Source organism: Microcoleus sp. B3-D2, from assembly GCF_036705345.1.
In the GTDB taxonomy this organism is placed as follows: Bacteria; Cyanobacteriota; Cyanobacteriia; order Cyanobacteriales; family Microcoleaceae; genus Microcoleus.
On sequence record NZ_JAUBUG010000002.1, the window covers coordinates 84,860 to 101,898 of the forward strand.

General features: G+C 44.0%; 12 protein-coding genes. 3 read left to right on the forward strand and 9 right to left on the reverse strand.

Annotated features, from left to right (window positions below; genetic code table 11):
- Positions 1-25: 25 nt before the first annotated feature.
- Complete coding sequence (locus QUB14_RS01380; RefSeq protein ID WP_333214346.1) at positions 26-658, reverse strand: RloB family protein; 633 nt, start codon at positions 656-658, stop codon at positions 26-28.
- Positions 651-1,982: an ATP-binding protein gene (locus QUB14_RS01385; protein WP_333214348.1), complete on the reverse strand. Its 1,332-nt coding sequence runs from the start codon at positions 1,980-1,982 to the stop codon at positions 651-653. The genes QUB14_RS01380 and QUB14_RS01385 overlap by 8 nt, the downstream gene beginning before the upstream one ends.
- Before the next feature lie 12 nt (positions 1,983-1,994).
- Between QUB14_RS01385 and hpsP the strand changes: the two genes are divergently transcribed.
- Positions 1,995-3,173: a hormogonium polysaccharide biosynthesis glycosyltransferase HpsP gene (gene hpsP, locus QUB14_RS01390; protein ID WP_333214350.1), complete on the forward strand. Its 1,179-nt coding sequence runs from the start codon at positions 1,995-1,997 to the stop codon at positions 3,171-3,173.
- Between the two features lie 12 nt (positions 3,174-3,185).
- Here hpsP and QUB14_RS01395 read toward each other — a convergent pair whose 3' ends face one another.
- The 4 genes from QUB14_RS01395 to QUB14_RS01410 form a co-directional block, all read right to left on the reverse strand.
- Complete coding sequence (locus QUB14_RS01395) at positions 3,186-5,159, reverse strand: TerD family protein (protein ID WP_333214352.1); 1,974 nt, start codon at positions 5,157-5,159, stop codon at positions 3,186-3,188.
- Positions 5,160-5,568: 409 nt separating this feature from the next.
- Positions 5,569-6,135, reverse strand: a complete 567-nt coding sequence (locus tag QUB14_RS01400; protein WP_190738642.1) for a TerD family protein — start codon at positions 6,133-6,135, stop codon at positions 5,569-5,571.
- A 352-nt stretch (positions 6,136-6,487) separates the two neighbouring features.
- On the reverse strand, positions 6,488-6,913 hold the full coding sequence (locus QUB14_RS01405; RefSeq protein ID WP_333214358.1) for a DUF4359 domain-containing protein: 426 nt from the start codon (positions 6,911-6,913) through the stop codon (positions 6,488-6,490).
- A gap of 225 nt (positions 6,914-7,138) precedes the next feature.
- Positions 7,139-8,104 (reverse strand): M48 family metallopeptidase, encoded by a 966-nt coding sequence (locus QUB14_RS01410; RefSeq protein WP_333214360.1) that lies wholly within the window; start codon positions 8,102-8,104, stop codon positions 7,139-7,141.
- Positions 8,105-8,332: 228 nt separating this feature from the next.
- Here QUB14_RS01410 and QUB14_RS01415 point away from each other — a divergent pair, with 228 nt between their 5' ends.
- Positions 8,333-8,884 carry an acireductone dioxygenase gene (locus tag QUB14_RS01415; RefSeq protein ID WP_333214362.1) on the forward strand — a complete coding sequence of 184 codons (552 nt, stop codon included), beginning with the start codon at positions 8,333-8,335 and terminating at the stop codon, positions 8,882-8,884.
- Positions 8,885-8,955: 71 nt separating this feature from the next.
- Here the strand turns inward: QUB14_RS01415 and QUB14_RS01420 are convergent, their stop codons facing one another.
- Complete coding sequence (locus QUB14_RS01420) at positions 8,956-10,575, reverse strand: NAD(P)/FAD-dependent oxidoreductase (protein ID WP_333214364.1); 1,620 nt, start codon at positions 10,573-10,575, stop codon at positions 8,956-8,958.
- Between the two features lie 178 nt (positions 10,576-10,753).
- Between QUB14_RS01420 and QUB14_RS01425 the strand changes: the two genes are divergently transcribed.
- Positions 10,754-11,359: a chorismate lyase gene (locus tag QUB14_RS01425; RefSeq protein ID WP_333214366.1), complete on the forward strand. Its 606-nt coding sequence runs from the start codon at positions 10,754-10,756 to the stop codon at positions 11,357-11,359.
- A gap of 148 nt (positions 11,360-11,507) precedes the next feature.
- On the opposite strand, the gene QUB14_RS01430 is transcribed toward QUB14_RS01425, so the two are convergent.
- Together QUB14_RS01430 and QUB14_RS01435 are read right to left on the reverse strand one after the other, a co-directional pair.
- Entirely contained in the window at positions 11,508-12,809 is a 1,302-nt protein-coding gene (locus tag QUB14_RS01430) for a cytochrome P450 (protein WP_333214368.1), read from the reverse strand.
- A gap of 201 nt (positions 12,810-13,010) precedes the next feature.
- Positions 13,011-16,958 carry a GAF domain-containing protein gene (locus tag QUB14_RS01435; RefSeq protein WP_333214370.1) on the reverse strand — a complete coding sequence of 1,316 codons (3,948 nt, stop codon included), beginning with the start codon at positions 16,956-16,958 and terminating at the stop codon, positions 13,011-13,013.
- Positions 16,959-17,039 lie beyond the last annotated feature (81 nt).

Below are 17,039 nucleotides of genomic sequence, written 5' to 3' on the forward strand. Positions count from 1 at the left end.
ATGTATGTACTGCCAAAATTCCTCATCAATCAGGAATAAAACTGTTAAGTTCTTCGACTAGCAAATGTACTGTTGTTGAAGGATTGTCAGTTTCAGGATTGGGGGGTTCGTATTCCTGTAAAAGCCGTTTTGCGTGTTTAATTGCATCCTGCTGTTTGTCTTTTAGTTCCTCATAAATCGTCTCGCTGTTTTTCTTATACTCGTGTCCCAATAACTTGGTTAGCATATTTTGATAATCCTGGCGAGAAATTCCCGTATTATAAAAATGGAAGTGCAGCAAATACCACAATTCAAAAGCATCATTTGAATAAGCTACGTCAATGCCGTTATTTCTGGCCATAGTTATGGCTGAATTAAAATTTGGCGAGTCGTTAGGATTTTTAGGGTTTTTATCGCGATCGAACACACACCAAAATCGGTCTGTTTCGTCGGATTCGGAGTCGTTTTTTAACTCAATAGCTTTTTCTACTAAACTCTTCGTATTTTTTCCTTCTCCTTTGATATCCAGCTTAATTACCTTTGTGTCTACCGGGAAACTTCTAAAATAGTTGGGTTCAGTTTTCTCGCCTTCACACACGATTAAAAACCATCTTCTAGTTTTAACCTTTCTATTGTAGTAATCAATATTTGTTCTTCTAGACGAACTTTTTTTATTCATGAAGTTCACCTATTAGTTCTTTGAAATTACCAATAAAAGGGATAGCGCTATATTTGCCGATAATGTAATCGCTCTCAAGTGAGGCATCTTTTCCTAGTTTATACTCTACCAAAGAGTACAAATCCGTAGCGCCCTTGTTGTCCTTTTCGGTAAACCATATTTGATCCTTGCGAAAAGTCTTGCTGCTGAGCAAGTTTGTGTCGTGTGTCGTGAATATAAGCTGTGCGTTGTGCGGATTAGTCTCGTTAGAATTGAATAAGCAGATTAATTCGCGAGTAATCAGTGGATGCAGTCTGGCATCAAGTTCATCAATTAATAAAATCTTTCCTGTCCTTAAAGTATCCAGAAGAAGGCCTGCTAAGGCAAACAGTTTGTTTGTTCCCTCGGATTCGTGCGTTTCGATATCAAATAATTCTATAGCAGTCTGTTTCCCATCAGCATCATATTTCCGGTGAACTGTTTTCACGCCTACTTCATATATACCGAACAGAGCGGTTTTCTGGGAAATATACTTTTTGATTTGAATATCAGCAATCCCTAAGTCTAATTTCTTGATAAATTCAATAATATCATGTCTGTGGCGATCGTTCTCAAAAGACTCTAAAGTTTCCTTGCGGTATTGTGTATCTTGCAAGCCTGATATCAATTGCAAATTTTTACTGAACCACAGCAATATTTTACCAGAAATTTTACCATTAAATTGTGCGACTACAGAAAGAAATAAAGCATTACTTCGGGTTTTATCGCTAATGCCTTGTCCCTCTGGGAAATCATCTAATATATAATTATCAAAATCCCGTTCAAAAAGCATTTTTTCTTCACTGTCATCAGCTTGAAATAGCCACTCAGAAACAACTTCCCGCGCGTTCACCTCAAAACCATACCTAAAAGTTTTGCCTTCAAGTAGAAAAACGATTTCAAAGAAAGACGGCTCTTTTTCTGTCTCCGTACTTAGCCTGAATGCTTCAATATCGATCGCCTCTGAAACTTGCGTTTCTTTGGATGAGTTGAGTACAAACCATTTCATAAAGTTAATAGCAGCGATTAGATTGCTTTTGCCGCTTGCATTAGCTCCATAAATAGCAGCATTTTTGAGTAAGCTTAACTTATCATTAATTGGGAATACATTATTTTCGTTAAGCTCTTTTTCTTCCTCATTAATTGACGAGGCTACCATGCTAAGGGTGACAGTTTCTTTAAAAGATTTGTAGTTGCCGACGCTGAATCCAATCAGCATAACTTGCCTCCGATCGCCTAAATTAGTATAACGTGCAAATTTTGCAATTCTTTCTATGATAACACAACCAGCTACCTCAGCTAACACCAAGTGCTAACCATGCGAATTCTCCAAATTATCCCCTCCATTTCCCTCGTCTACGGCGGGCCGAGTCAAATGGTACTCGGACTTTCGGACGCCCTCGCTTCCCGAGGTATTGAGCTCACAATTATCACCACAGATTCTAACGGAGATATCGGTCAACATCCCTTAGATGTCCCCTTAAATCAACCAATACAACAAAACGGCTATCAGATTATTTATTTCCGCTGTTATCCCTGGCGCAGATATAAATTTTCATTCTCGTTATTGCAGTGGTTGAATGAAAATGCGCGACAATTTGACCTGGCCCACATTCACGCTCTTTTCTCACCGGTAACTACCTTTGCTGCCACAATTGCTAGATATCGCCACTTACCGTATATTATCCGTCCCTGCGGTATGCTTGACCCCGCCGATTTGCAGAAAAAAAAGCGCTTAAAACAGATTTATGCAGCAGTTTTAGAACGCCCTAATTTAGCAGGGGCGGCCGCCATTCATTTCACAAGTAAAGAAGAAGCTAAAATCTCAGAAAGATTTGGTTTGAACTGCACAGGCCAGATGCCTGTGGCACGGGATTTGGTGATTCCATTGGGGGTGACAGCAGGTTTGTTTCCTAAGAGATTGCCAGAATCTCAAGTGCCAATCATCTTATTTATGTCGCGAATTGAACCTAAAAAAGGGCTTGATTTGCTAATTACAGCATTAGAAAGTATTTTGGCATCGGGAATAAATTTTAAGTTTATTTTAGCCGGTTCAAATCCCCAAGATGCTGGTTATGAAACAAGAATCAAAGTCCAAATTCAGAATTCAATCTTAGCACAATACACAACAATAACTGGCTTTGTGAGCGGCGATTTAAAAAGTGAACTGTTGACAAACGCCGACTTATTTGTCTTGCCTTCTTATTACGAAAACTTTGGCATTGCTGTAGCAGAAGCGATGGCCGCGGGTGTACCTGTCGCCATTTCCGATCGCATACATATTGCGGAAGACATACAGCAAGCAGAAGCTGGTTGGGTGGAACCTTTGGAAGTAGGGGCGATCGCCGATTCAATTAAATCTGCACTTCTGAATCCACAGGAACGCCAACGGCGGGGATTGAACGGCAAAGAGTATGCCAAAAAGCATTATAACTGGGATGCGATCGCCCAGCAAACCATCGATGCTTACCAGCAGATTTTGTCGTCTACTAACTAATGCCACAGCAGTTTACCTTCTGCTTCTTCGCCTGCTGCGAGTTATTGTGCCGCTGCTATCAGAATTTGCAGGTGAGATTTTTTCAACGCTGCTATTGCTTTTAATATTAGTAGAGTCAGAGTTTGAGGCATCAATGACCGATTTTCTTCTAATTATAATCGGAACATTAAGAGAGCGACCGCAAGGTCGGCCGAAGGAGTCTATCTTCCTTCGATAATCGCAGATTGCAGCCTCTGCAATCGGTTCTTGACAATCATTAATAAAGCTTTGGGCTAATTGGTAATTCTTGCCGTCTCCCTGCTTTGAGAAAAGTTCTCCAGCTTGGTTAAAATCTGCTACTGCTTGCGATTTTGTTCCCAACATACAGCGAATAGCACCTCGTTCCAAATAAGCCAAACCATAATTAGGATTAACGCGAATAGCTTGTTCGTAATCCCCGATCGCCTTTTGTTTGTTTCCCAATTCATAGTATGCTTGACCGCGACCGAAATAAGCTTCTGCCAAGTTAGGATTAAATTGCAGCGCTCGATCGTAATTGTAAATTGCCTGCTGCTTGTTTCCCTGTTGGCCAGTAGCAATACCCAATCCGAGGTAAGCTTGAGGTATATTCGGATTCAGCGCTAAAGCCTGAGTAAAATTGGCGATCGCCCCCGGAACATCTCCTTTTTGAACTTTCAAAGAACCTTGGTTGCTAAAATTTGCAGCTTTTTGAGCGATCGCCACTCTTTGACTGATAACAGCGCGATTGGTCCGGTAATTAGATAACTTATTTTGAGCTAGATTATAGACAGGTGTACGTGAATCGATCGCTTCTAAAAGTGCGATCGCCTGTTGCCATTTACTTTGCGACTGATGCCAAACTTCCATCGGATGAGGCGGTTTTTGCACAACCACAGCAGCTTCCATTGCCAATTGTTGAGCTTTTTCTAGACTTTCTGCGGCCTGTAAATTTTGCGCTACGGGAACCAAGCTCGGGCGCAGTTTCAGCAAATCAGCTCTAGCTTGTTGATACCCAAAGCCAGGGAAGTTAGGAATTTTGTCTAAATTGGCGATCGTTTCTTTAAGTCGTTTATCGAAACTTCTGAGCAAATTGACATCGGTCACTTTCCCTGCATTCTGCGTTTCAACAGCCAGTATTTGCGCTTGCTTGAGCGTTTCATTTCCCGATCGCATAAAGGCGCTCATCCCTGCACCTGCCCCCAACATCAAAACCCCTAAACTTGCTAATAAAGCTGCGGGTATTTTGCGGCTTCGCGAGTTATTAACTTGATTGTTAATTCGTGATGGCTGTACCCTTCGAGTCTGACGAGATTGTTCCGCTTCCGGTTCGGGTTCCACCTCCAACTCCCAAGCCGGTAACTGCAAATCATCTGCTGCTGTTCCCGCTGCCAACTCGTGAGTAATTGGAGAAATATTATTGGTATTTCCGCTGTCATACTTGTCAACCAAACTCTGCAATCCGGCTTGATATCCTTCTCCTACTGCCTGAAATCTCCACTCTCCATTCTTTCTATACAAACGACCAAACTCTACAGCAGTCTCTAGCGAAAAATTCTCTTTTAATTCATAGCGAACCAGTTCGCTTCCCGTATCCAAATTGGTAATTTTGATAAAACTCTTTTTGATATTGCTAAAACTTGCCTTGATTTTATCTGCTTCGTGAATAGTGACCGCAAAAGTTATTTCCTCAATTTCAGCATTAATTTTTTCTAAAATAACGCCGTAAATAGTCTTCTTTTCTTGACCTCGGTTGTTTTTGTCAGGAATCGATTGCAGTACCGAACCGTCACAGGATTGAAGATTATTGTAAAAGATAAAATATTTATCGTTAGGTAGTTTGCCGTCAGCACTTAGCATAAAAGCAGAGACATCAATCTCGTAGCTTTGTCCTGCCTCTGTCACCTGCCAACCGAGGGCGATCGCGATTTTTTTCAAACCGGGCGCTTCTTTAGAAAGATTAAATCTCTCACCCTTACTTAATTGCATTGCCATCTGCTTATTTGTTAAACATCAAACTTTATAGTGTTCATGTTAATATTAAGTCCCCGGATAATTTTTGCTATTCAATAAAACTTAATATTTTGCTTTTAATAGCGGGCTTGATTAAAAATATGTGCTGCCTGTATCTGAAATTTATTGAGATTTACTTAAGTACAATTACGTAATTAAAAACCTAGCTTTCTCCAAAACCGGTTTCTACAATTAAACTTAATTTGACCCTACTTTTGAGCATTTTAAGAACTAGGTAACAAGGTAACAAATTTACCAAAACCTCCAGACGAGACTGTTCCGCTTCCGGTTCTGACTCCACCTCCAACTCCCCAGCCGGAAACTGCAAATCATCGGCAGTTACCGCGGCCAACTCGTGAGGAATTAGAGCAATATTATTACTACATTAGCTGCAATACTTATCCACAAAACTCTGCAATCCTGCCTGATATCCTGCTCCTACCGCTTGAAATCTCCACTCTCCATTCTTTCTATACAAGCGACCAAATTCAACAGCAGTCTCTCGCGAAAAATTCTCTTTTAATTCATAACGAACAAGTTCTTTTTCTGTATCCAAATTGTAAATCTTGATAAAAGCATTTTTTATATTGCTAAAATTTGCATTAATTTTTTCTGCTTCGTCAATAGTGACAACAAAAGTTATTTCCTCAATTTCAGGATTAACTCTTTTTAAGATAACGCCGTAAATCGTTTTATTCTCTTGACTTCGGTTGTTTTTATCCCGAATCAATTGCAGTACCGAACTGTCACCGGATTGCAGATTATTGTAAAAGATAAAATATTTATCGTTAGGGATTTTGCCGTCAGCACCTAGCATAAAGGCAGAGACATCAATCTCGTAGCTTTCTCCTGCCCCTGTCACCTGCCAACCTAGGGCGATCGCCATTTTTTTTAAACCGGGCGCTTCTTTAGAGATATTAAATCTCTCACCCTTACTTAATTGCATTGCCATCTGCTTATTTGTTAAACATCAAACTTTATATAGCAATCCTAAATGAATCGTAAAAAGATGTAGGGGTAGTGCCTTTCTTTGCCTACCCCGGCTTCATGGGGCAACCACGGGGGGTTTGCCCCTACAAGAATTACACAAATGATTTAGGATTGCTATAGCGTTTATGTTAATATTAAGTGAGACAATAACTTTTCTTATTTAATAAAACTTAATATTTTCTCTCTATTAGCGGGCCTCATTAAAAATAGGTGCTATCGCTCTCCGAATTTATTGAGATTTACTGAGAGAATTACGTAAGCAAAAACCGGGCTTTCTACAAAACCCGGTTTCAACAATTGAACTTAATTAGAGTCTAATTTTGAGTATTTTCAGAACTAGGTGGCAGCGTCACAAAATTACCAAAAGCTCCAACCGTTTGATAGCTTTTTTTACCTAATTCAGTTGTGTAAATACTGACCACACCTAAATTTTGACGCTGCGTTGTATTGTCGAGCAAGCTTTCTATCGTGTCCCGCTGCGAAGTCAGCAAATTCTTGCAACTGCCGATCAAAGTATCTGTAATGCCGCTCAAAGCTTTCGGCACGCGAGAATCTTTGCACACAGTGCTTTCCAACTCGGTTTGGAGTACGCCGGAAGCATAAGTTAGGTATTTGTCTCTCCCAGGATTTGTAAATGCCATGCCGGCCGCCAGAAGAGTCAGAGCCATCGCGACTTTTCCCACATTGCCGAAAAAATTAGAAGTTGGCTTGTTAGTATTCATTGCGTTATCAATATTCATTTTTTTTAGCCCCGTTGATTTATAAGCTTCTCTTGATTTAAACTACACCTCCTCAGAAACAGATTTCCGAAAGGAGGGGACAGTTTTTAGATTGGAGGCCAGTTGCGAGTAAGTCTCTCACTGGTTTACCTTCCTTTTACGTTTCCCCCTCCCTCAAATCCGGTAAATCTTCAACAAAACATTTAGCTGGTTCCCAGGCACAGCCTGGGGACGAGGAATTTAAACTTAGTTTCGCTTTGATTTTTGCCGATCGATCTCCCGCTGCAACTCTTCAATCTGACGGCGCAAAGCCTCCGTCTCGCTGTTAGGCGTTTGCGACTTCACATCAACCGCACCCTCAGCTACAGCCCGCTTGTAGTTCCCTAGCTTAATTTGGCGGTATTCCTCGGAACTTGCCCAGTCTCGCAAATACCGCAGGCGTTCCACCGGGAAAGGGTGACTCAGCATCACGCCTTGGCCGCCGTTGTAAAGTAAAAATTTATACACTTGGTTGAGATTGTCTCGATCGAGCTCTTGATAGTTGTCAGACTGGCGGATAAATTCTTGCAAACTGCATTGATCGGCATATTTACTGCTAACTCCCGCCAGTTGCATCATCGTCTTCATCACACTGTTTAAGTCATCTGTCACCAACAAAGCCGCCCGATCCGCCGACAATTCAGCCTTGCGCCGCCACTCATAAAAAGCGAAAATTAAACCGCTACCGACCATATTTCCTAAACCGAAAGTCATCTCGCCAATTGTCGATGCGACGCTCATCGCCCACATCGCCATTTGATTTAAAGTTGGATGGCCGCATTTAATGTGTCCCAACTCGTGAGCCAAGACTACCCGCAGTTCCGCCTCGTCCAACAAGTCTAAAAGACCAGTGTTTAATACTACATAAGGCTGGTTTTTTCCCAGGGCATAGCTGTTAACTGAGGGATTCTGAGAAACAAACAAACCTGGTTCTGGAAAAACATCTAAAGCCTGCACGCACTCGCGAAATATATGATAAATGCTGGCATATTGGCGTGGGCCGACTTGAATGCTATTTCCCATTAGGTAAACGAATTGCGGTCGTTCGTAGACAAATTCTACAAATTTGCTGGCAATTAAGTCAAATCCAGGCACGCTCCGCAATGCTGCCTCGGCTTGGCGATCGAGGGGATGTTGAAAAGCTTCGCTAGAAATTCCAGTATAAGTAGGCATGGTTGTTGCAAAAATTACATCTAAAATATTTCAGTGTTGCAGATCGCTGCTGGTGCTAGCTGGCGCCTGACTTATCAATGTTATCGCGACAAATATTGAACTGTTGTGGAACAGGCACCTTGCCTGTTCAAATTAGCGTTAAAATTGTGATTCTGGTACAGGCGCGATCGACAAACATCTTTCACAGTGCCTGTGTATCGCCTCACCCAAAAATTGGAACGTGCAAAAATGGCTATCCTGCGACTCGAAAACGGTACAACCTACACTCAACAAAGCGACATTACCCGAGAACTCGCTTCCTTAAACATTCAACTCAACCGCTGGCCAGTGGGTGACAGCGCTGAAATTCAAAATTTGTTAGCTAAAGATGCTCTTGACGACAATCAAAAAGAGCAAGTGCTGCAAGCCCTCGACGGCTACTTTCACCAGTTGTCGGAAAGTGCAGGCTATCAGGATCGCGACTTAATTGTACTGCACCCAGACATTCCCAACCTGGACACCATGCTGTCCAAATTCAACAAGTGCCACATCCACGCCGATGATGAAGTCCGCTATATCGTAGCAGGTGAGGGCATTTTCGGCTTCGTGCGGCCCGACGGCAGCCAAGTCGAACTCACAGTGCAGCCGGAAGAATTTATCAACGTGCCGGCGAATACAGAACACTGGTTTTATTTGACAGCAGCCCGGAAAGTTAAAGCGGTGCGCTATTTTACCACCAAAGAAGGCTGGACGCCGGAGTATACCGATACGGAAATTCGATCGCGTTTAGCTGCTGTTTGAACAGAGTGGGCTGTTGACAGTTGACAGTTGACGGCAATCTTCAAACCATCTAAAAATCCTCAAATCCAGCCTCAAATTTTGTGGTTTGAAGATTGCAATATACTCAAAGCAACCGCCTCCGCCACCTTAATCCCATCAATCCCCGCCGACAGGATTCCACCCGCATATCCTGCACCTTCCCCAGCAGGATAAAGGCCTTCTGTATTCAAACTCTGATAATCTTCCTTGCGTTTAATCCGAATCGGTGAAGAAGTGCGCGTTTCCACCCCAGTTAAAACCGCATCATCCATCGCAAATCCTTTAATCTGCTTGTCAAAAGCCGGAAGTGCTTCGCGGATAGCTGCGATCGCATAATCTGGCAAACTTTCGCTCAAATCAGTCATCACAACTCCCGGCGTATAAGACGGCTGCACACTGCCTAGCGCCCTGGAAGGGCGATTCGCCAAAAAATCACCCACAAGCTGCCCCGGGGCGTTGTAAGTGCTACCTCCTAACTCAAATGCCCGTTCTTCTAAGCGACGTTGAAACTCAATTCCGGCTAAGGGATGACCCGGATAATCTTCCGGCGTGATACCCACCACAATCCCGCTGTTAGCATTGCGTTCATTGCGAGAATATTGACTCATCCCATTAGTGACAAGTCGCCCCGGTTCTGACGCAGCCGCCACTACCAAACCACCGGGACACATACAGAAACTATATACAGAACGATTGTTTTGGCAATGGTGAACCAGTTTGTAATCGGCGGCGCCCAAAAGCTTATGGCCCGCCCGATCGCCAAAACGACAGCGATCGATAATAGTTTGGGGATGTTCCACCCGAAAACCAATGGAAAAAGGTTTAGGTTCGATGTAAACCCCGCGCGAAAACAACATTTCAAAAGTATCGCGGGCGCTGTGTCCCACCGCCAGAACTATATAATTACTAGCAATATATTCTCCGCTGGCGAGGGTAAGTCCCTGCACTTTTCCATTTTCGATGTGGATATCTTCCACACGACTTTGAAACCGAATTTCTCCGCCTAATGCTTCAATTTGGGCGCGTAGGCTTTGGACAATTCCCACCAGTTTGAACGTGCCAATATGCGGTTTATTAATATATAAAATTTCCGGTGAAGCTCCTGCATTCACAAGTTCCGTCAGCACCTTCCGTCCATAATGCTGAGGATCTTTAACTTGGCTGTAGAGCTTGCCATCGGAAAAAGTACCCGCACCACCTTCGCCAAACTGGGCGTTAGATTCTGGGTTGAATTCTGTTTTTTTCTTCCAAAATCCAAAGGTATCAACCGTGCGATCGCGCACTGCTTTTCCGCGTTCTAAAAGGATGGGGCGAAACCCCATTTGTGCCAGCATCAGACCCGCAAACATACCGCACGGCCCTGTACCAATCACAATGGGGCGAATCGTCAAATTGTTGGGGGCTTGCGCTACATAGCGATAAATCGTGTCTGGTGTCACCATTACATGAGGATCTTTTTTGAAGCGTTGGAGAAGTTGCTTTTCCTGTGTCGTCTCTACATCCACAATATAGACAAGGAGGATTTCTGCTTTTTTACGAGCATCGTAGCTGCGCTTGAAGATGGAATAGCTGAGCAATTCTTCGGGGGGAATTTGCAGCTTTTTGAGAATCGCACTGGCGATCGCATCTTCAGGATGATCGAGGGGGAGTTTTATTTCGGTTATTCGTAACATATAGTGGAAGGAAGAAGGAAGAAGGAAGAAGGAAGAATAAAAATCCCGAACAGAAGTATTATAACTATTTAACCGGACATCCTATGGGCGATCGTCCTCGGTCGATCAATTTTTAATTTTTGAGTGGATAATTGAAGAAGCGTTATAATAAACAAAAAATTAAGTTTTGTAAAGACCCTTGACTGCAACATTCACACCTAAAAACAGCCGAACCTGGCACGCTCTCAACCCCCTGTGGGAAGGAGCAGAAGACGCAGTACAAAAGGGTTTGCCCCACACCAAGCTCGCACCGGCGTGGCAAATACTGCTCTTGGGCGACGGTTCCCCCACCCGTCACCTGCAACTGCTGACAGGGGAACCCACAGAAGTTGATGTCATCGATATGTCCTTAGTCGGTGAAGATGCAGACGGCGCACCAGAGCAAATTGTCGCGGTTCCGGGGCCGCGGCTGCGCCGCCAAGTGTGGCTGCGGACTGCTTCGGGACAGCGCTTAGCCTATGCAACTTCTTGGTGGGAAGCGAGCCACGTAGACGAATATTTACAAAATAAATCTTTGCCAATTTGGGCCAGTTTAGCGAGACTGCGGACAGAATTGTATCGCGATGTGCAGGGCATTTATTGCGGTGATTCGGCTGCTTTGGAATCAGCGTTTGAAGAGTCGGGCCCTTTTTGGGGGCGACACTATTTGTTTTGGCATCACGGGAAGCCATTGACTCTGATTTATGAGGTTTTTTCTCCTTATTTAACTAAGTATTTGGGGCCGATGCAATTGGATGTTGATTGAGGCTGAGATCTTGCACCATTATCAATCAAGCTTTCAGGGCGGGCTAGAAGCCCACCCCACAAAAAAATTTACCTATTGTGGAACAGGCATCTTGCCTGTTCTCAAGAAGAAGAGGAAAATCAGGAGGATGTAGAACTGAATCTTCTACTTATTTCATTGTTGTGCGACGAAATTTTACTCGCAAACCGTCGCGGGGACGCGGAGTCGGTACTGCGATTAAATTCAAATCTTGATCGGGTAAAAGCTCCCATTCCAACTCCCGAACAATCTTTGCCGCAAACAACTTCATCTCTAATCGGGCAAATTCTTTGCCCAAACATTCTCGCAAACCGCCGCCAAAGGGCACGTAACTAAAAGGTTTAGCCGATCGCTCGGAGCTAAATCGCTCGGGGTCAAATCGATCGGGTTCAGGATAAAGTTGACTATCCTGATGGGTTTGAGTAATCCCAGAAAGCACGCTCCAACCCTTGGGAATTTCATAACCGCCGAACTCACAAGCATTAATTGCCGTCCGAAAAATAACTGCCACCGGTGGAACTAAACGCAGCACTTCTCGCATAACCTGTTCTAAATAAGTCATTTGTTTGAGCTGTTCCAATGTTAGGGGTTCAGTTGCGGGGAACTGCTGCTGTTCTGCCCGCACTTTTGCCATCACATCGGGATTTTGAGCTAGGAGAAGGCAAAAAGTGGCGATCGCCGAAGTTAAAGTGTCGTGTCCCGCAAACAGCAGCAACAGCACTTGATCTTTTAACTCATCCAAACTCAAACTATTTCCCTCGTCATCGCGAGCCGAAATCAGCAAACTCAAAGCATCATTGCCACTAGGGGTTCCTTGTTGGCGATCGCGAATAATATTTTCCAGTTCTGCTAACAGTAATTTCCTGCCCTTTTTAGCTTTGCCAAACCTTGTCCAAGGCAGATCTAAAGCAATCGAAAATAAACCATAGCACCAAGTTTCAAAATTATGTCCTAGGGCCGTTTCCGAACCATTATCAATCCCAACTAACAACTTAGCCGCCACATCAAAAGTATAATTTCTCAGTTCAGGATACCAAGTCATGGTTTCCATTTTTGCCCATTTATCCAAATAGCGCTGAGTGATATTTTCCATCGCGCCGACGTAGCCGACCAGAGCTCGCGGCTGAAACGCTTGGTACAGCAACTTGCGCCGATTTTGGTGGTTAGCACCCGTTTGCAGCGACAAGGAAAGCGGCCCTAAAAGCGCTCTCGTACTGGCAGGCCAAGTCGCAACAAAATATTGGTTGTCATTGCTTAAAACAAACAAATTAGCCTCTTGGCCAGACATAAACACGGTAGGCTGTCCGAAAATGCTGCTTTTGAAAATGGGCCCGTATTGCTGGTGGCGTTTTTTGGCGAATTGGGCATCTTGCAAAAAGTTGATGGTATCGCCAATTAGGGGTAAACCGAAACTGCCGGGAGGTAATGCCATTTTAGATTTTAGATTTTAGATTTTAGATTTTTAATATCATATCAATTTTAGTTGGAGGGTAGGCAATACGCACCAGACAAATTTCTGGTAAAATAACTTTTCTCTGTTTGTACCCTGTAGGGTGCGTCAGTTTTAAGGTTAGTACAAAAAAATCTGGTTTTTCCAACTGACGCACCTTAGTATTTTGACCAACAAACCAATTTAATTTTCTCTCCTTTTAATCGGAATCTCGATTATAAATTCAGTGCCTTTCCCCACCACCGAGAAACACTTGATTTCACCTTTATGTTTTTCGACAATAATTGAATGGGAAATCGCTAAACCCATCCCCGTTCCCGAACCGACCCGTTTTGTAGTATAGAACGGGTCAAATATCCGCTGCTTGACTTGATCGGTCATACCTGCACCGTTATCAGAAATTCTAATCACAGCGAGAGTACCTTCTACCTCTGTACGAATGCGGATAATTCCCGGATTTTCGAGCGATTCTTGTAAAACGTCAATAGCGTTAGCAATAATATTCATAAACACCTGATTCAACAGTCCAGCGTAGCACTCCACCAGTGGCAATTTTCCGTATTCTTTAACGAGTTGAATTGCTGAGCGATCCGGCTGAACTTTCAGGCGGTGTTCTAAAATCATCAATGTGCTGTCGATGCCTTCGTGAATGTCAACCTTTTTCATGTCAGATTCATCGAGGCGAGAGAAATTCCGCAAACTCCGCACGATATCCCGGATGCGAGTAGCTCCCATCTGCATAGAAGACAGCATTTTCGGCAAGTCGTCTAGCACAAAATCCAGCTCTAAAACTTCTATTTCCTCCTGAATCGCTGGAGAAGGTTCCGGGTATTCATCTCGATACATTTTCACCAGTTTCATCAGGTTTCTGGCGTATTCTTCTGTGTAGGTAAGATTGCCGAAAATAAAGCTGACCGGGTTATTGATTTCGTGGGCAATTCCTGCTACCATCTGACCGAGACTCGACATTTTTTCTGCCTGCACGAGCTGAGTTTGAGCTTGCTGGAGTTCGCACAGAGTTACTTCGAGTTTTGCAGCTTGTTCTTGCGCTATCCGAGCTGAATCGACGCTTTTAGTGTAAAGTTCAGATTGACTGATGGCGATCGACAATTGATCGCAAATTGCCGATAGCAAATCCACTTCGTCTGTTGTCCACCTGTGCACCTCGCGACAAGAAGTGCAGCCAACAACTCCAGTTAAACCCCCTGCACTCTTAACCGGCAAATTCAAGACAGATTTGTAACCCACCTGCAAAAAGAATTCCCTTTCTACTGGATCGCTGAAAGCTGCAACATCATCTATTTGATAGATTTCCAAATTAGCGATTTTTTGCGCCAGCGTCCCCGTTACCTCAGCAGGGTAATAACCCAAAAGCGGGAGCAAGTCATCATTTTTAGCTTCGTGGACGACATCCCAAGCAGCCGTCTCGGCATCGGACGTATACCACATAAACAGACAGCGATCGAGTTGCAGCAAGTGGCGAATCTGCTGCACAGTTGTCGCCAAGATAGTATCTAAATCGAGAGAAGCGCGGATTTGACTGCCTAGCTGGTTGAGCAATTTTTGCTGCAGTGCTGCTGCTTTTGATTCGGCGGCGGCGAGGCGAGATTTTTCGTAAAGTTCGGCTTGATTAATTGCGATCGCCAATTGAGTTCCTACTGCCATTAATAATTCCACTTCTTCGTCTCTCCACAGCCGCACCCCGCTGCAAGCACCGCAGAGGATTGCGCCAATTTTACCCGACTGTGTTTGAACGGGAATGTCCAGCAGAGAATTGAGGCCTACATACCTTAAAAATTCCCGTTCTGCTGCATCGGTTAATGCCTCAACATCGTCGATACGAATTATTTCTAAATTCCAAATCTGCTGAGCGAGAGAAGCAGTTGGATTGACAGAATATAAACCCAAGAGCGAGTGTAAATCGGTATTTTTTGCCTCGGATATCACATCCCAAACTGGTGATGACTCGTGGGGCAAATACCAAAAAAACAGACACCTATCGAGTTGCAGCAACTCGCGAATTTGCTGCACGGTTGTGGCTAAAATAGTATCTAAGTCCAGAGATTCCCGGATATTGCTAGCTAGCTGGTTCAGCAGCGCTTCCTGCTCCGCTAACTTGCGGAACCGCGCTTCCGAAGCTTGCAATTTTCGTTGAGCTTCTTTTTGTTGTGTAACGTCCAAACCCAAGCCAATTAAGCCGATCGCGTTACCGCAATCATCTTTGACCTGAGTTTTAATTGTGTCCAACTGGTGATATTCACCATCAGTAAGCTGAAGAATTTCTTCAGAATAATATGGAATATCTTGGCTCCACGCTTGCGCGTCAGATGCCATGCAGTTAGCAGATTGTTCTAATCCCAAAACTTCGGAATAGTGAGACGCTGCTAAAAATCTTGACTCTGGAATAGCCACATCTTCGCAGAAAGTTTTGTTAACTAATAACATCCGCCCGCTAGCATTTACCATCCATACCCAGATCGGAGCGTTGTCAATAATTGCCCTCAAAGTTTGCTTTTGTCTGGCGAGAGCTTCTTCTGTTTGTTTGCGCTTAATTCCCAGGGCGATCGCATCTGCTACAGAGGCTAAAGCAACCAGCGTTGATTCATTCAACTCCTGGCGAGCAAACATCGCTATTACTCCCAGCAACTGATTGTCAACAATTAGCGGGTATCCAGCAAAAGCCACCATTCCTTCTCGTGAGGCCCATTCTTTGTCGTGGAGTCGGGGATCTTCTTGCACAGAATTAGTGATGTAAGGTTTTCGCTCCAGGGCGATTAAACCAATCTTGAACTCGCCGACAGGAATGCGGGTGTGAGCGCCGTCAATGCCAGTATATATCCCCGCGCTTGCTTCCAGTTCCAATACATTCTCCTCTTCATTCAGCGTCCAAATCCGAGCAAAGGCAGCATCCAAATGGCGCACAACTGCATCGGTGCAATATTGCAAAGTTGCAAGCAAAGTCTGGTTTTGAGTTAGAGCAATTCCCACATCTGCTGTGAATAGAGAAAGTTTCAATTGTTCTGCTAAAGCTTGTTCTGCTCTTTTGCGCTCTGTAATGTCCGTAGCAGCACCGAGACGCTGCTGAATTTTTCCCTCCTCTGTTCTGCTAAATACAATATTCCGGCTGACTAACCAGTGCCAACAATTCTGTCGATCGCGTACCCGAAATTCGTACTCAACAACCTCGCCGTCGGGAGCATTTTCTAATTGCTGAAAATATTCGGGAAATTTAGCTAAGTCCTCAGGGTGGATGATGGTGGGCAGCAGATTGCTGCCCATGTTTTCAACTTCTGCGCTGGTATAGCCGAGGATGTCAGTGATTTCGCGGTTGCTGTAGACATTTCGCTGCTCGCTTTCGTCGTAAACAAAGAGAAGATTCGGACTGGTATTGGCAATTCGCTCAACAAAACGCTGGCTCTCTTGCAGCGCTGCTTCTGCTTGTTTTTGAGCGGTAATGTCGCGGCCGACACCATAGATCAATTCTTCCTCGCAGAAACGGGTAGCAGTCCAGGCTATCCACCTGTAAGACCCGTTTCGACAGCGCCAGCGGTTTTCAAACCCAACGGTATTATTCCCCGCAGCAATACTTTCAGCTTCTTTTAAAGTAGCTTCGCGATCGTCTGGATGCACGAATTCAATGAAGAGTTGGCCAACCATTTCTCTTGGTGCATAGCCGAGCATTTTTTCTGCTGCTGGGTTGATGAGTGTTACATAACCGTCAAAACTAAGGACGCACAGCATATCTAGCGAGAGGCTAAAAAAGCTATCGCTTACGTTGGGTTCGCTGGAAGGGCGATCGTTGCGCGCTAGGACCCAAGAGGCGTTTGAGCGCGCCGATACCCCCAAAAAGACAATATTTGCTACTCCCAAAAATCCCAGGGCGAGTTGGCTATCGTAGAAATTATCAGCGCTGCCAGCTACGAGCAACCCGTTTAAGACAAGCAGTACAATTATCAAAATTGAGAAGACACTGCCAGGGGCGATCGTCGCTAATCTGGTTTTTTCATCCTGCTTTCTGCTTTCTACCTTTTGTATTCTAGTGAAGGCTTCTCGGATTTTTATTAAAAACCCTGGCAGTAAGTTAAACACTTTAGCGTTTTTTGAGGCTTCGAGTTGAAGTGAGTGTTTCATTTTTTGACTCGATATTAACTTTGACTTTTCCTGATTTAAAAATTACAATAAACAGGTTGAAATATTGTAAAAATTTCCTTC

Coding starts and splice junctions, on each gene's coding strand:
- QUB14_RS01410 (WP_333214360.1), bottom strand. CDS start 8,104: ATGCCTACTTATACTGGAATTTCTAGCGAAGCTTTTCAACATCCCCTC.
- hpsP (WP_333214350.1), top strand. CDS start 1,995: ATGCGAATTCTCCAAATTATCCCCTCCATTTCCCTCGTCTACGGCGGG.
- QUB14_RS01400 (WP_190738642.1), bottom strand. CDS start 6,135: ATGGCAATGCAATTAAGTAAGGGTGAGAGATTTAATATCTCTAAAGAA.
- QUB14_RS01435 (WP_333214370.1), bottom strand. CDS start 16,958: ATGAAACACTCACTTCAACTCGAAGCCTCAAAAAACGCTAAAGTGTTT.
- QUB14_RS01420 (WP_333214364.1), bottom strand. CDS start 10,575: ATGTTACGAATAACCGAAATAAAACTCCCCCTCGATCATCCTGAAGAT.
- QUB14_RS01430 (WP_333214368.1), bottom strand. CDS start 12,809: ATGGCATTACCTCCCGGCAGTTTCGGTTTACCCCTAATTGGCGATACC.
- QUB14_RS01395 (WP_333214352.1), bottom strand. CDS start 5,159: ATGCAATTAAGTAAGGGTGAGAGATTTAATCTTTCTAAAGAAGCGCCC.
- QUB14_RS01405 (WP_333214358.1), bottom strand. CDS start 6,913: ATGAATATTGATAACGCAATGAATACTAACAAGCCAACTTCTAATTTT.
- QUB14_RS01415 (WP_333214362.1), top strand. CDS start 8,333: ATGGCTATCCTGCGACTCGAAAACGGTACAACCTACACTCAACAAAGC.
- QUB14_RS01380 (WP_333214346.1), bottom strand. CDS start 658: ATGAATAAAAAAAGTTCGTCTAGAAGAACAAATATTGATTACTACAAT.